Genomic DNA, 14862 nt, shown 5'->3' on the forward strand with positions numbered 1-14862 from the left:
GTTCTGTTTAAAAAATATATTCTGTTTTTCTGTGGCAAAAAGGTGCGAATAACAAGGTTCTTATTTCAAAAAAATTAAAATAAAACTTAGCGGCATGAGCTCACAAATTGGTTTTGATACCTGCTGCTAAATACAATACTATAAAACATGAGTAAAAATTTAAAAATAGGATTATTTGGTTTCGGTGTGGTTGGACAAGGCTTATTGGATATTATTCAAAGCCAAAACTTAAACCTCGAAATTATTAAAATAGCCATCAAAAACCTTAAAAAAAAACGTAGTCTGGATAAAGACTTATTTACAACAGATAAAGATGAGATTCTAAACAATTCTGAAATCAACACGATTGTAGAATTGATAAATGATGCAGATGCCGCTTATGAAATTGTAACTACCGCGTTAAAAAACGGTAAAAATGTGGTATCAGCAAATAAAAAAATGATTGCTACGCATTTAAAGGAGTTGGTAGATTTACAGCAAGAGCATGGCACATCCTTATTGTACGAAGGTGCGGTATGTGGTAGTATTCCAATCATTAGAAACCTGGAAGAATACTACGACAATGAACTTTTTCATGCATTAAGTGGTATTTTTAATGGTTCATCAAATTATATTTTATCAAAAATATTTAACGAAAACCAAAGTTATAATGCTGCTTTAAAAGAGGCGCAAGATTTAGGTTTTGCCGAAACTGACCCTATCCTAGACGTTGGAGGTTATGACCCAAAATATAAATTAGCCATTGCTACAGCTCATGCTTATGGCTTGTTTGTTAATCCTGATGCGATTTTAAATATTGGAATTCAAAACCTTTCTCATCATGATATTAAATATGCTAGAGAGAAGAACTTTAAAATTAAATTGGTACCAACAGCCAGAAAGGTAAATAAAAAAGACATTGTTACTTATGTTTTGCCAAAATTGGTAGCAAAAGATGATTTCTTGTACAATGTTGAAAATGAATACAATGCGGTAACTGTTCAGGCGGCATTTGCAGACAAACAATTCTTCTTTGGCAAAGGTGCTGGTGGTCATCCAACTGGAGCTGCTGTATTATCTGATATTGCAGCCTTACGCTATGATTACCGTTACGAATACAAAAAATACCATTCAGAAAATGGCGTAAAACATACCGAAGATATCTTACTGGAAGTTTATCTACGTTTTGCAGATGAAGATTTAATTAGCTTACTAGAGTTTGATAACATTAGTGAGCGCTATTCTGCAAGTGAATACAAATACGTCATTGGAACGGTAAAATTGGAAAATTTAATTAAAAACCGCGATTTACTTTTAGATGCTAATGTATTTGTGGCTTACACCGGTCGACAAATTTACAAGCAAGAACAAGTTGCAGAAAACGTATATGCAGAAGAATTAGCTGCAAACTAATTTTTTAAGATTAATTTTTTATTTGTTTTGTTGTTAAGCATAAAGGTCGGAGCGATTCCGACCTTTTGTTTTATTTAAAATTGTCTAAAATTCGTTGCCTATCTTCGTTTTCCTTATCATTTTTATGATATAATTCAATAAAAACAATCCTTTTATCATCAGAAAAGCATGCATAAATTAATCTCAAACCAGAATTGACACCTCTTCCTTTTAAACTATCGCATGCTATTTTTTTTACTTTTATTATACAGGTTAAAATCCCCAAATTATCGATTCGATAGCTCAAAGGATTCCGGGAATCAGGTCTAACACTCAAAATGTTTTTCACATCTTCTAAGTCGGATAGTAAACTTCTATACTTTTTCAAAAGTTTTTTTAAGTCTTTATCAAACTCGGTTAACGATTCAAAAACCATAATTAATCGTCGAAATCCTCATCGTAAACCCTAACAGTATAAGGCATTTCACGGTAAAAAGCCAAATTGTAACTAATGTCTTTTCCATCTTCTGTAACTTCCCATGGTAAATCTTTATGAGAATAATCGCTTATCGCTTTTGCAGACCAATCACTCATTTGCTCAATAACCTTATCAATAACATCTTTTTCGCTGGCTTTTAATTCTGTTAAATCTGCCTTCTGAAGTGGTATATAACGTTTTTGAGCGAATCCTTTATACTCGGTTTTAATCCGTTGTAGTTGGTTATCATCTATCATTTGATTAATAATGGAATCCAATTTTTGAGGAACAGGACCATAAGGTAATTTTTTATACTTAGCACCGGTTAGATGTTCTTCGTAAAGCTCATAATAATTAAAATCAGAAAAATACAATAGCTTATAAAGTACCGTTTCGCCAACATTAGGCTTTCCTGCACAATGTTCCAAAATATAAAGTAAAACGTTTTTAAACTTATCAATATTTAAAGTTGGCACAGAAATACGTTCCTCTATTAAAGGCAGCTTTTCTTCAGGTGTTCCAAGATTTTGATTGAGTTCGAAATCTTTAGCCATAAATTCATTTAACGAAAAGCTTAAAGTACGAGCAAGTTTTTGTAATTCATTTAGGCTAACATTACGATTTCCCAACTCAATTTGAGTTAAGGATGGCCGGGAAATATTAATGCTTTTTGCTAAATCATCTTGAGATAAACCTTTACTATTACGCAATCGAATAAGTCTTTTCCCGATTTCCTGTTTTGATAATTCCAAATCCATTCACAAAAATAAGAAATGTTATGAATTAAAACAATAGCATGATTTAAATTAAAACACTATCCTCTTCCTGCCATTTCCGTCAACTTTCTGGATAAATCTTTACCCAAATAACCATCGATAATTGCATGTACCACATATAAGATTGGTGTCATTAAAACAGCTACAATAAATTTGTAAGTATAATTTACCAAGCCGATAGCCGCAACCATTTGCCAGCTGTAGTGGTATTGTGGATTTAAATAAAATGCAATAAAAATTACAACGAAACTATCAATCAATTGAGATACTAAAGTAGAACCTGTTGCCCTCAACCATAAAGATTTTTCTCCAGTAAATTTTTTTATGCGATGGAATATTATAACATCTGCCAACTGACCTACAATAAATGCGATAATTGAACCTGCTATAATCCACATTCCCTGACCAAAAATACCGGCAAACGCATTGTTCATATTTAAATCTTCGCCATTTATTTTTTGATGAACCCAAAAATCTGCAGCGCTTAAATGCATAGATCCCCAAACAACTAGAAAGGCAAAGGCAATTAAAATAGATGTCATTATGGATAAAAACCGAACTTGCTTAACACCAAAATACTCATTTATGATATCCGTCATGATGAATATAATTGGCCAGGTTAATACTCCAGCCGACATCACAAATGATAAATTAGGAACACCAAACAGATTAATATCAAATTTTTTTAAACCTAGTGTTTCTTCAACACTAAATAACTTTACGCCAATAAATTCTGATAATATTGCATTTGCCACAAAAAAGCTACCAAGGATGAGTAGTAAACGGCTTTCTTTAGTTTTAAAAGTCATAGAGCATAAATCTAAATATAAAACAAATTAGTTTTATTGGTTTTTATCTTAAAATTATAAAATAGCATCCTTTTTACAATCTCTCGACCTTTTATGTAGTTTAAGAAAATAAATCTCACAATCTTTGCGGCTTCAGAAAAATGGAAATACCTATGGCTAAGAAACAGCACTTTTACCTTATACTCATTTTAGGCTCATTGGCCGCTCTCGGTCCATTTTCTATTGATATGTATTTGCCTGGCTTTTTAGATATTGCACAGGATTTAAAGAGTAATGAATCAACCGTTGCACTTTCATTATCTAGTTTCTTTATTGGTATTTCTGCAGGACAATTGCTATACGGACCACTTTTAGATAAGTACGGACGTAAAAAACCACTATACTTTGGCTTAGCACTTTATATTGTTGCATCATTTTTATGCTTGGCAGTAACTGACGTGAATCAATTAATTGTTTTGCGTTTTGTACAAGCTATTGGCAGTTGCGCTACTGCTGTGGCTTCGGTAGCTATGGTTCGTGATTTGTTTTCTGTTGAGGAAAGCCCTAAAGTTTTTGCGTCATTAATGTTGGTTATTGCCGTTTCTCCAATGCTTGCGCCTACCGCAGGTGGCTATCTAATTGCTGCGCTGGGCTGGAAATATGTTTTTGTATTTCTTGGTTTTATGGCAATTTTAATGTTGCTCGCGTCCATTTTTAAATTACCAGAAAGTTATAAACCCGATCCAAATTATTCATTAAAACCAAAACCAATACTAAATAGCTTTTTATCGGTTTTAAAAGAATCTCAATTTACCACCTACGCATTAGTCAGCTCGATAACTTTCTCAGGATTATTTGCGTATGTTTCTTCATCGCCAACTGTTTTTATGAAAATTTACGAAGTAAGTAAAACAGGTTACGGATGGATTTTTGCGCTTTTATCTGTAGCATTTATTGGCTCAAGCCAACTTAACAGTTTAATTTTAAGATGGTTTAGCAGCAAGCAAATTGTTAAGTGGGCCTTATTAGCACAATGTGCCTTCAGTTTAATTTTTCTAGTTTTCGCTCTAAATGATTGGTTAAACTTATATTCAACAATTGGCTTTATTGCTTTATTTTTGTGCTGTTTGGGTTTTATCAACCCCAATGCTGCTGCCTTAGCCTTGGCCCCGTTTAATAAAAATGCAGGAAGTGCATCGGCATTAATGGGCGCACTACAAATGGGTTTAGGTGCTTTGGCATCAGTAATGGTAAGTTTATTTAGCGAGCACTCTGTAGTGCCAATGCCTTTAGTTATGACAGTTGCTGCTTTTATAGCGCTAATGTGTTTATTAATTGGCAAGAAATAAATAAAAGCTTTAATCATCAAACTATTTAAAATCAATTTAAACCGTTGAACTAGCTGAGCTTGTCTTTTTACTTCTTGATTTCCATCTTCACAGAACAAAAAACAGATCAGCATAAACGCAAAAAGGTCCCGATTCTATCAGGACCTTTTCGTTCATACTCGCGAAATATTATTTTCCAGAGTTTTTCTTGTCAGTTACTTCTGCACGGATTTCTTGTGCTAAAACTTTAAGATCTTGCATTGCTTTACGCACACGTGTACCAGCAGCTGCATTGCCAGCATTATAAAATTTTTCTACATCTGCTTCAATCGCAGCAACAGCAGCTTTAACTTTTGAGAATTTTTCCATCGCTAATTGATGTTTTTAAGGTTTAAAAAATTTATTTTTTCAATAATACATATTTAAGGCGAATTAACAACAGAAACCAATTATTTATTTAAAAGAAGTTTTGCACATTTTTAATGTATCAACATGCCCCTAGCAGTATCATAATAGTATTTTTTGTTAAATGCAGTGTCAATTAGCTAAGCTGTTTTGATAATTTAATCAGATTACCAAAGGTTTCATTCGCACTTTTAATGCAAGTGTCAAAATCAGCTTCTCCAACTTCCTCATTTAATATTTGTACAAAATTTTTCCATTTTGAGCCAAGTTCATCGCCATAAACGCCATAATAATTCAAACCACCATCTATATTACTAAAATTAGGGTTTGCCAAAATATGCCTTTTTATTACGTTTCCGCCCAATGTAGCCCCTTCAAGCACATACAAGGCACCCAGAGCTGATGCATTACTTTGCTCTGGTGTGTAAAAATCAAAATTAGGTTTGGGTAATAGCTTTTCATCAATATGCCAATATTCAATATCCTTTTCAAGGGCATTTAACTTAGTTGGAGCGGTAAAGCCTAGTCTTAATGCTAGGTTTTCATCTAACATGTTAATTAGTGTATGCTCTAATTTTTGATGAATGATGAAGTTAATAGTAAGTAATTTTTTATAGTCGTTTATGCTTAAATTATTGTTCATAATTTCATTCACAAACATCAGAGATTCGAGTTCTTTATGGTTCTGGGCAGTTTCTGTTCTTAAAATATTGGCAATCATTAATTATTTTTTTAAAGATAAAATCGGTTTAAAAACAAAAGATTCGGGTTTAGCCCGAATCTTTTTAAAATTATAATAAAAACTAGTTTAACCTTAAATGCTGATTAAACCAGAAATCGTGTACAGAGTGAACACACTTAACTAAATTATCATAACCATCTGGTTTTGTTAAATATGCATTTGCTCCAAATTCCATACATGCTTTCACATCATCTGGATTATCTGAAGTAGAAAATAATATTACTGGTGTTGAACGTAAAAATGGAATATCTCTAATGATTTTAAGCAAATCAATACCCGATAAACCTGGTAAATTTAAATCAAGTAAAATAAGTTTTGGCTTAATTTTACTTTCCTCAAAACTTTGAAGCCTACGCAATGCTTCTGTTCCATCTTCAACAATCGTTAAATTTAAAGAATCTTTAACTTCGCTTACTGCGGTTTGCATAAAGAACGCATAGTCCGTATCATCTTCAACATAAAATATATCCGGTGTTTTCATTTTATCTGTATTTAAGAGCGACATAAAACTTTGAGCCTGAATTTAATTTGCTTTCAAACCAAACCCTTCCATTGTGTCTTTCTACAATTCTTTTAACAATTGCAAGCCCCACTCCCGTCCCGTCAATGTCTTTAACATTATCCATCCATTTAAACAGCTCAAAAACTCTGTCATAATATCGGTTATCAATTCCTATACCATTATCACAAATTGCATAAATTATCTCATTATTATCAATATACGAGGAAATTTCAATCTTTGGTTTTTCTACCATTGATGAATATTTAACCGCATTGCTAATTAAATTCGTAAATACTTGTGCAATCATAGTTTTATCACCCTTTAAATCATGCAATTGCCCTAAAATAAGTTCGGCATTGTCTGCTTTAAAAGCCGTCCATACTTCAGTAACAATATCATTAATGATTTCAGGCATATTTACCTTTTCAAAAACTATTTCAGAGCGCCCAACTCTTGCCAAATGCAGTATTTCTTTTATAAGCAAATTCATTTTATCGGCTCCCAAAATAATTCTTTGAATCATTTTTAAACCGTTGCCATCAATACTTTTATTTTTAAGCAATAATTCTGCATAGGTTTTTATTGATGTTAAGGGAGTTCTTAAATCATGCGAAACCGTGTAACTGAACGTATCAAGCTCATCATAAGCCGCTTGAAGTTTATCATTTAACAATCTAATTTCACTTGCTTTTTTATTTATCTCCGTAATAATGATTTCACGAATTCTTAGTACAGAGGTAATTTCTTCAGGGTACCATTTCTCTGAAGTTTTTTTTACCACTTGCGACCAAGTTTCGAATGATTTTCTTGGTGATAAGCTCATCAAACCTTCTTCAAAAGTTACTGGCTTCTCTGGGTTGCCTGCCCAATTTACAGTTGTAAGTTGTTCAGGTTTAAACCAAATAATAATTTCTTCGAAATCTTTACTTATAGCGCAAGACAATATGCCTGCAGCAATTTCTTTATACTTTTTTCCAGGAGGAAATATTTCTGATAATCGATGTGTGTAATAAATAGATTCATCGCTATTTGTTTTTAGCCATGAAGCCAGCTCCCAAATATCTTCTTCCAATGGAACATCGCCAAGTGTTTTTAAATTGTTTTCAAATATCACTGCAACTCCCGTAGCTTTTGTGATATCTAAAATGGTGCGTTGATGATTGACTAGCGCATCTACCAGATATTTATCTCTATTTAAATGTCCACTGATAATTGCAACGGCATCTTTAAATTGTTCTACAACTTCAGCATCTTCTTCCGCCTGGCGATATTCTAATGCCGATGAAAGAATTTGTCCAATTAGCTTCGAGCCTTCACGAGCTTTGTAATCAATAAATTTCGGACTATAATTATGGCAAGCGATAAGTCCCCATAATTCATCACCAACAACTAAAGAAATACTAAAGCTAGAGTAAACACCCATATTTTTTAAATATTGAATGTGAATTGGCGAAACCGCTCTCAAACAGCCATTTGTTAAATCTAACGGTGTATTTTCTATATAAGTTACAATCGGAGAATCTTCTGTATTAACATCAGCAATTAATCTTGTTAAATTTAATTTATAAAGTTCTCTTGCTTGCTTTGGGATATCACTAGCTGGATAATGCAAACCAAAAAAAGATTCGAGTTCATCTTCTTTCTCTTCAGCTACAACTTCTCCATGGCCATCATCCAGAAATTTATAAACCATTATTCGATCGAAACCGATAAGTTTTTTAACTTCTACTGCAGCACCCTTTAATAAATCTAAAACACTTTTGCCTTGCAGCATCGATGATGCAGAGCGACCAATGGAACTTTGAATATCATACTGTAAGGTTACAGGTTCAAACTCTAGCAACCAATTTTGGTTTGATACTGAAATGATTAAATAAAATGGCTTTGAATTTATCGTTAAAGGATATGGAGTGATGGCATCGAAACTCTCTTTAATGATACCTAACCTCAACAAATCTTCTATTTTAAAATCAGAATCTTGTTGCAAGGTAAATTGGTTTAGCGAAGCTAACGGCTTATCGAGCAACTGATTAGCGGTTACATCCAGAAACTTAGAAACATTTTCGCTGACGTAAGTAATATTCAAATCAGTTTTATCTACAGCGATTAAAAATCCATGAGATTGTATCTTACCAGGAATATGTATAGGCTCTTTATCGCAGTTGGTTAAGTCAACAGAAAAATTGTTCATAAGGAAATCTTCCTACAAAACTATCAGATTTTTCGAATAATAGCATTAAAAGCTTTTTAGAAATGTCCTTATTTAATATATAAAGTTTTCAGAATTATTTTTTATTATATATTTGTTGAAATTTTAAAATTATCCCGTTGGCGAAAAAGAACATTTTGGTTGTTGAAGATAACCATGCAATTTTAGATGTTATAACACTTATTTTAGAAAGCGAAGCATTTAATGTGGCAGGATTAAACAATGGTGCCGGTTTTATAGAGCATGTTAAAGAATTTGAACCGGCTGTAATTATAATGGATATCATGCTTCCTGATTTCGATGGTCGAGTTTTATTGAAAGAATTAAAACTAGATCCACTTACTAAACACATTCCGGTTTTAATGATATCTGCCAGGTATAATTCGTCAAATTATAAGCTTGATGATGTTGCTGCTGATGATTTTATGGCAAAACCATTTAATATTGATGAATTGATGGATAAAATTTATGCGCTTTTGAGAAAATCTGCTTAATTATTATTCAGTCATTCCGGGTAGCTTAATTCCACTTTCTTTTAAATTTTTCATTAACTCTTTTTGAAAGTTGAGTTTTGTTTCCATAAAACCTTTTGCTCTTACCCAAACATTTAACAAAACTTTATAGCCACTATCATCTAATACCGATACACCGATTTGCCGCTCGGGCGATTTTAGGCAAGCTTTAAAATCATCAACCGTTTTATTAAAAACTTCAGCTACTTGGTTGTAATCTATACCGTAGCTAAACTTAATTTCTATATCTAGCCTACGGCTACCCTGCCTGCTTACATTGATAATAATTTCATTGGATAATTTACCATTTGGTATAACAACCGTTCGGTTATCGAATGTGGTAACTATAGTATAAAATATTTGAATAGAACTTACTATTCCTTCTTGTCCCTGTGCAATAATATTATCGCCTACAACAAAAGGTTTAAGTAGCAAAATAAGTACACCACTAGCAAAATTTTGTAGTGTTCCAGATAAAGCCAAGCCTGCTGCCACGCCAATTCCACCAACTAAAACAGTTAAAAATGTTAGTTGTATGCCAACAATTTGCATCACCGTAATAATCAATAGTGTTCTTAGGGTAATCAGAATTAAACTTGTTAAAAATGGCCTAAGAGATGGATTCACATCATTACGATGCATGCCATTTTTAAACCACCTGCTAAGCAATCTAATAACCCATAAGCCAATAAAAAGAATTAAAATACCAGCAACAATTGAAGGTGTTTTGGCAATAACCCAATTATACATTTTGGAGTAAAACTGGTTAATCAGGTCAGCATCAAGCTTCATAGTGTTTTAAAATATTATGGTTTGCTATGCTTAACTGAATCATCTTTTTTAACCTTGACTTTTTTTGCTTCACTTGCCGATGTTAATTTTTCTTTAGTGCCTTTAGCTTCTGCACTTTTTGGTGCTGTAGCTTTGCTACTTTCTGCCGTTGTTTTAGAATTTTTCATATTGTTTAGTTTAATTAAGTATTAATCATGCCTTTGCATTATTTATCTGCTCTGGCTAAAAACCTTTAGAACTTCCTGGCGATGCAAATGTAAAAATATCTGCAAACCCTCCTTCATTTTTTTACTGCTATCTATTGTAATTCATTGCGTTCTACTAGAATTTTTTAACCTGTTATATTGCTTGATTAAATTGTCATTTACGTTAAAATATTAATGGTTTCTAATTTAGAACACTATAAAAGCGAAAGATGTTTCGTAATAAAAATCTTTATGCATTACCAATTATACGTTTTGATTTAATTCTCCTCTACAGTTATAATTCTAAGAAGTTGTAAATCATCAAAAACAGTACGATGGGAAAGATGTTATAACTCAATACTTTAAATAAGAAAACTGATATTATGAAAAACAGGTTACTAAAAATCTCTACTGCATTGTGTGTTGTTGCGATAAGCATCTCTGCATGCAATAGTGGAACAAAATCTACTACAGCTGGTGATTCTACATCAATGGATTCGACTGCTTCGGCTTCATTAAAACCAGCAGGACCAGCACCTGAATGGGGTAAAACTATTAAGCCTGAGATGCAATCCGTTATCGAGAAATTGGTTAGCTATGGCGATAAACCTTTAGAAACTTTAAATGCTGTTGATGCCCGAAGAAATCATACGCCAACTGATGCAGTAATGGATTTAGTTGCAGCAAATAACATCAGTGTTCCTGCTCCAATGGTTGATACAATAGGACAAGATATAGATGTTGCAGGTGGGAAAATACATTTAAGAATTTACACACCAAAATCGGGTAAAGGTCCGTTCCCGTTAATTGTATATTACCATGGTGGTGGTTTTGTAATTGCTAATCTGGATGTTTATAATGCTTCTGCACAAGGCTTAGCAGAACAAGTTGGTGCAGTTGTAGTTTCTGTTGCTTATAGATTGGCTCCCGAAAACAAATTCCCAACGGCACATAATGATGCTTTTGCAGCGTATGAGTGGGCAGTAAAAAATGCTGTAAGTTTAAAAGCTGACCCAGCAAAAATTGCTGTTGTAGGCGAAAGCGCCGGAGGAAATTTAGCCGCGAACGTATCTATCATGGCAAGAGATAAAAATATTATGGTTCCTGTTCATCAGGTTTTAGTTTACCCTATTGCGCAGGCAAATATGGATACCGAATCGTACAAAATGTATGCTGACGCAAAACCTTTAAATAAAGCAATGATGACCTGGTTCACTGAAAAATACTTAACCACTATGGTTGAGGCACAAAACCCAAAAATATCATTGGTTAATGCCAAATTAAAAGGCTTGCCTTCAACAACGATTATCACAGCAGAAATAGACCCACTTCATGATGATGGCGTTATGCTTGCAAACAAGCTATCGGAGGCTGGTGTAAAAGTTAGCAGTAGAAATTACGAAGGTGTAACCCACGAATTTTTTGGTATGGCTATTTTAGTTCCTGAAGCCAAGGCTGCACAGGCTTATGCTGCTGACCAATTAAAGGCGGCATTTAAATAATATAAATTCAATACAATAAAGGGGAAGTGCGGTAATGCCTTCCCCTTTTGCTTTTTTTAAATTTCTTATTATGCTCCTTTTTTCGAACCCAAACTTTGCATTAATTGATCGTATAAATCATCACTTGTTGCTTTTTGTGGTTTCATCTTCTTAACTGTAGCACGTTTACCTTTCGATTTAGCTTTGATAATTTTTAATAATTCATTACTATACTCATCTTTAAAAGCACTTAAATCAAATTTGGAGCTGTATTGTTTTATCAGGGCTAATCCAACATCCATTTCCTTCTTAGAAATGGTAACATCATCAACTTTAGTAATCTCCGATAGGCTTCTAATTTCTTGCTGAAAGCGAATTTTAGTAACCACAATTACGCCATCCATTGGATGAATGACACATAAATTCTCTGTATTTCTTAATACAAACCTTGCCACACCTGCCTTTGCAGATTTTTCTAATGCTTTTAATAATAATGCATAAGCCTTTTTTCCTTGCTTTTCTGGCTCAGTATAATAAGATGTTTCGTAGTAAACAGGATTGATTTCCTTAATATCAACGAAATTCTCTAATTCGATAATTTTAGTTTTCTCGGGAGATGCCTCTTCAAAATCGTGTTTATCAAGAATTACATATTTATCTTTTAGAAAATAACCCTTAACAATTTTATCAAATGGAACTTCTTTATGGCTATTTTCGTTAACCCTCAAAAATTTAATTTTGGCATGGTCACGCTCGTCAAGCATATCTAAATCAAGGTTGCTATTTTGCACCCCGGAAAACAACTTAACGGGAATATTTACCAAACCAAACCCAATTGAACCTTTCCATATTGATCTCATATCTATTTTTTTTAAACTTACTTATTAACAAGGCATTAAATAATATTGTTTTGCCTTTAATAAAGCGTAAATTGAGGCAATCTCAAACTATTTAGATAATTAAATGTTATTTAAGTATCTAATCCCTATAAGTCCTATGAAAATCGCCTATATATCTACATACCCTCCACGTGAATGCGGTTTAGCAACATTTAATTACAATTTAGTTAATGCTTTAAGTAAAAATTCGGTTTACGATTCCAAAAACAGTTTCGTTGTTGCAATGAATGAATCGGATGATTTAAGCGAGCATAACTATCCTAATGAAGTTAAGTTTGTAATCTGTCAACAAAACCAGCAAGATTATATAGAAGCCGCAAATTTCATTAACAATAGCGATGTAGATACTTGCATTATAGAACACGAATTTGGAATATATGGTGGTAATAGTGGTGTATTTTTGCTTTCCTTATTAAATAGGTTACAAAAACCATTTGTAACTATACTGCATACGGTTTTGAAAGACCCAAACTTTATGCAGCAAACTATCATAAAAGAAATTGCATTAAAATCTTCTAAAATAGTTGTAATGAGTAAGAAAGCTGTTTTATTTTTAAATAGTATCTATAAAATCCCTACAACAAAAGTTAAGTTGATTGAGCATGGCGTACCAGATTTAGAGCCAATACTAAATAATGAAGTTGCTCAAAGTGATTTATTTAAAAACAGAAAAGTGCTTTTTACTTTTGGTTTGATAAGCCGTAATAAGGGATTAGAAACTGTAATTAAAGCATTACCAGCAATTGTAAAAAATCATCCCGATGTTTTGTACGTAATATTAGGAAATACCCACCCTGGTGTTGTAAAACACAATGGTGAAGAATATCGCGATAGCTTAAAACAATTATCAAAAGATTTAGGAGTTGAAAATAACATTGCTTTTGTAAACAAATTTGTATCCGAAGAAGAATTACATCAATATCTAACCGCTTGTCATTTATATATTACCCCATATTTAAACGAGGCTCAAATTACAAGTGGAACGTTATCTTATGCAATTGGCGCTGGTGCAGCAGTTGTATCTACACCTTATTGGCACGCACAAGAATTACTTGCAGATGGGCGTGGTAAATTATTCGATTTTAAAAACAATGAGCAGCTTGCAAACATTATTAACGAGCTTTTAGGTGATAAAGTTAAATACAACAAACTAAGGCAAAATGCTTACAATTATGGACTTAAATTAAGATGGCCTGCAATAGGAAATGTTTATTTAAAAGTGCTTAATGAAGCCTTATTGGATGGCAAGAAACCGGAAAGAAATATACCGCCTATCATCGATTTAGATGGTATGCCAGCATTAAATTTAAATCATATCGAATTGTTAACAGATGATACCGGTATTATACAACATGCCAAATTTGGCATTCCAAACTTAAAAGAAGGTTATTGTATTGATGATAACGCCAGAGCATTAATACTTTCTTTATTGGCTTATGACCAAAATAAAAATCAAAAGGCATTGAAATTAATGCCAATTTATTTGAGTTTTATCCAATACATGCAAACTGAAGATGGAAATTTTAGAAATTTCTTAAGCTTTAATAGGAATTATTTAGATGAAGTTGGTTCTGAGGATTCATTCGGAAGAACAATTTGGTCGTTAGGATATTTAATATCCATCGCACCGAATAACTCCTACAGAGAATTTGGTAGAGAATTATTTTCTAATTCGGTTAAACATTTTAAAACATTAAAATATTTAAGAGCAATTGCCGATACAATCATTGGAATTTCATATTATTTAAATGCTCATCCTGGTGATGAACTTTTATTGAAAGAAATCAATCAACTCTCTAAAACATTGAAAGATTCTTATCATGTTAATAAGGATGGTAACTGGCACTGGTATGAAGATATATTGACTTACGACAATGCCATTTTACCATTGGCACTCTTAAGCCATTATGAAGCAACCGGCAATGTAGAATCTTATCAAATAGCATTAGAAAGCGTTGAGTTTCTAAATAGTTTTTCTTTCGAAAATGGTTACTTAAATCCAGTTGGTAATGATGGATGGATGAAGAAACACGGAAAGAATCCCATTTACGACCAGCAAGCATTAGAAACCATGGCTATGGTTTTACTATATTCAAAAACGTTTGAAATAACGAAAGACGATAAGTATTTAAATATGATGCAGTTAAGCTATGAATGGTTTTTAGGTAAAAATAGCTTACACATCCCATTATATGATTTTGAAACACATGGCTGTGCAGATGGATTGCAGTTTAATAGTGTAAATAGAAATCAAGGTGCAGAAAGTACATTAGCCTATTTCATTTCACATTTAACTGTTTTAAAAACAGCTGAAATCGAATTTGAAACTTTATCTTCTCCACTAGTTGAAGTTGACAAAGTTGTCTGAGAAGAAATATATTCTTAAATAAACAC

The 14862-nt window shown here is 32.8% G+C and carries 15 protein-coding genes; 5 read left to right on the forward strand and 10 right to left on the reverse strand.

Annotated elements, in window-relative coordinates:
• The first annotated feature begins 147 nt into the window (after positions 1–147).
• Positions 148–1392: a homoserine dehydrogenase gene (locus D7004_RS13025; protein WP_123206274.1), complete on the forward strand. Its 1245-nt coding sequence runs from the start codon at positions 148–150 to the stop codon at positions 1390–1392.
• 70 nt (positions 1393–1462) lie between these two features.
• Here the strand turns inward: D7004_RS13025 and D7004_RS13030 are convergent, their stop codons facing one another.
• From D7004_RS13030 to D7004_RS13040, 3 genes are read right to left on the reverse strand one after another with little or no spacing between them, the layout of a single operon-like run.
• Positions 1463–1759, reverse strand: a complete 297-nt coding sequence (locus tag D7004_RS13030; protein WP_208646837.1) for a hypothetical protein — start codon at positions 1757–1759, stop codon at positions 1463–1465.
• A gap of 50 nt (positions 1760–1809) precedes the next feature.
• Positions 1810–2607, reverse strand: coding sequence for a type II toxin-antitoxin system antitoxin SocA domain-containing protein (locus tag D7004_RS13035; protein ID WP_123206276.1), 798 nt, complete (start codon positions 2605–2607; stop codon positions 1810–1812).
• Between the two features lie 56 nt (positions 2608–2663).
• Positions 2664–3434, reverse strand: a complete 771-nt coding sequence (locus tag D7004_RS13040) for a queuosine precursor transporter (RefSeq protein ID WP_123206277.1) — start codon at positions 3432–3434, stop codon at positions 2664–2666.
• A 152-nt stretch (positions 3435–3586) separates the two neighbouring features.
• On the opposite strand from D7004_RS13040, the gene D7004_RS13045 reads away from it, so the two are divergent.
• Positions 3587–4762, forward strand: coding sequence for a multidrug effflux MFS transporter (locus tag D7004_RS13045; protein WP_123206435.1), 1176 nt, complete (start codon positions 3587–3589; stop codon positions 4760–4762).
• Between the two features lie 168 nt (positions 4763–4930).
• Here D7004_RS13045 and D7004_RS13050 read toward each other — a convergent pair whose 3' ends face one another.
• The 4 genes from D7004_RS13050 to D7004_RS13065 form a co-directional block, all read right to left on the reverse strand.
• Positions 4931–5110, reverse strand: a complete 180-nt coding sequence (locus tag D7004_RS13050) for a hypothetical protein (protein ID WP_010602585.1) — start codon at positions 5108–5110, stop codon at positions 4931–4933.
• Positions 5111–5282: 172 nt separating this feature from the next.
• Positions 5283–5867, reverse strand: coding sequence for a biliverdin-producing heme oxygenase (locus D7004_RS13055; RefSeq protein WP_123206278.1), 585 nt, complete (start codon positions 5865–5867; stop codon positions 5283–5285).
• A gap of 82 nt (positions 5868–5949) precedes the next feature.
• Positions 5950–6369, reverse strand: a complete 420-nt coding sequence (locus D7004_RS13060) for a response regulator (protein WP_123206436.1) — start codon at positions 6367–6369, stop codon at positions 5950–5952.
• Position 6370: 1 nt separating this feature from the next.
• On the reverse strand, positions 6371–8581 hold the full coding sequence (locus D7004_RS13065) for an ATP-binding protein (protein ID WP_123206279.1): 2211 nt from the start codon (positions 8579–8581) through the stop codon (positions 6371–6373).
• 137 nt (positions 8582–8718) lie between these two features.
• Between D7004_RS13065 and D7004_RS13070 the strand changes: the two genes are divergently transcribed.
• The gene (locus D7004_RS13070) at positions 8719–9093 is read left to right on the forward strand and encodes a response regulator transcription factor (protein ID WP_123206280.1); all 375 of its coding nucleotides are present in this window, start codon (positions 8719–8721) and stop codon (positions 9091–9093) included.
• Positions 9094–9096: 3 nt separating this feature from the next.
• Here D7004_RS13070 and D7004_RS13075 read toward each other — a convergent pair whose 3' ends face one another.
• Together D7004_RS13075 and D7004_RS20695 are read right to left on the reverse strand one after the other, a co-directional pair.
• Positions 9097–9903: a mechanosensitive ion channel family protein gene (locus D7004_RS13075; protein ID WP_123206281.1), complete on the reverse strand. Its 807-nt coding sequence runs from the start codon at positions 9901–9903 to the stop codon at positions 9097–9099.
• Between the two features lie 14 nt (positions 9904–9917).
• On the reverse strand, positions 9918–10070 hold the full coding sequence (locus tag D7004_RS20695) for a hypothetical protein (protein WP_167459488.1): 153 nt from the start codon (positions 10068–10070) through the stop codon (positions 9918–9920).
• A 401-nt stretch (positions 10071–10471) separates the two neighbouring features.
• Between D7004_RS20695 and D7004_RS13080 the strand changes: the two genes are divergently transcribed.
• The gene (locus D7004_RS13080; RefSeq protein ID WP_123206282.1) at positions 10472–11590 is read left to right on the forward strand and encodes an alpha/beta hydrolase; all 1119 of its coding nucleotides are present in this window, start codon (positions 10472–10474) and stop codon (positions 11588–11590) included.
• A 68-nt stretch (positions 11591–11658) separates the two neighbouring features.
• Here the strand turns inward: D7004_RS13080 and ku are convergent, their stop codons facing one another.
• Positions 11659–12429, reverse strand: coding sequence for a non-homologous end joining protein Ku (ku, locus tag D7004_RS13085; RefSeq protein WP_123206283.1), 771 nt, complete (start codon positions 12427–12429; stop codon positions 11659–11661).
• A gap of 136 nt (positions 12430–12565) precedes the next feature.
• Here ku and D7004_RS13090 point away from each other — a divergent pair, with 136 nt between their 5' ends.
• A complete protein-coding gene (locus tag D7004_RS13090; RefSeq protein ID WP_123206284.1) occupies positions 12566–14836 on the forward strand; it encodes a glycosyltransferase family 4 protein in 2271 nt (756 codons plus the stop codon).
• Positions 14837–14862 lie beyond the last annotated feature (26 nt).

It is taken from the genome of Pedobacter jejuensis (genome assembly GCF_003725795.1).
GTDB lineage: Bacteria > Bacteroidota > Bacteroidia > Sphingobacteriales > Sphingobacteriaceae > Pedobacter > Pedobacter jejuensis.

Excerpts from the sequence above, each read along its gene's own strand:
- D7004_RS13025 (WP_123206274.1), top strand. The coding sequence starts at position 148 with ATGAGTAAAAATTTAAAAATAGGATTATTTGGTTTCGGTGTGGTTGGA.
- D7004_RS13035 (WP_123206276.1), bottom strand. The coding sequence starts at position 2,607 with ATGGATTTGGAATTATCAAAACAGGAAATCGGGAAAAGACTTATTCGA.
- D7004_RS13040 (WP_123206277.1), bottom strand. The coding sequence starts at position 3,434 with ATGACTTTTAAAACTAAAGAAAGCCGTTTACTACTCATCCTTGGTAGC.
- D7004_RS13045 (WP_123206435.1), top strand. The coding sequence starts at position 3,587 with ATGGCTAAGAAACAGCACTTTTACCTTATACTCATTTTAGGCTCATTG.
- D7004_RS13050 (WP_010602585.1), bottom strand. The coding sequence starts at position 5,110 with ATGGAAAAATTCTCAAAAGTTAAAGCTGCTGTTGCTGCGATTGAAGCA.
- D7004_RS13055 (WP_123206278.1), bottom strand. The coding sequence starts at position 5,867 with ATGATTGCCAATATTTTAAGAACAGAAACTGCCCAGAACCATAAAGAA.
- D7004_RS13060 (WP_123206436.1), bottom strand. The coding sequence starts at position 6,369 with ATGAAAACACCGGATATATTTTATGTTGAAGATGATACGGACTATGCG.
- D7004_RS13065 (WP_123206279.1), bottom strand. The coding sequence starts at position 8,581 with ATGAACAATTTTTCTGTTGACTTAACCAACTGCGATAAAGAGCCTATA.
- D7004_RS13075 (WP_123206281.1), bottom strand. The coding sequence starts at position 9,903 with ATGAAGCTTGATGCTGACCTGATTAACCAGTTTTACTCCAAAATGTAT.
- D7004_RS20695 (WP_167459488.1), bottom strand. The coding sequence starts at position 10,070 with ATGAAAAATTCTAAAACAACGGCAGAAAGTAGCAAAGCTACAGCACCA.
- D7004_RS13080 (WP_123206282.1), top strand. The coding sequence starts at position 10,472 with ATGAAAAACAGGTTACTAAAAATCTCTACTGCATTGTGTGTTGTTGCG.
- ku (WP_123206283.1), bottom strand. The coding sequence starts at position 12,429 with ATGAGATCAATATGGAAAGGTTCAATTGGGTTTGGTTTGGTAAATATT.
- D7004_RS13090 (WP_123206284.1), top strand. The coding sequence starts at position 12,566 with ATGAAAATCGCCTATATATCTACATACCCTCCACGTGAATGCGGTTTA.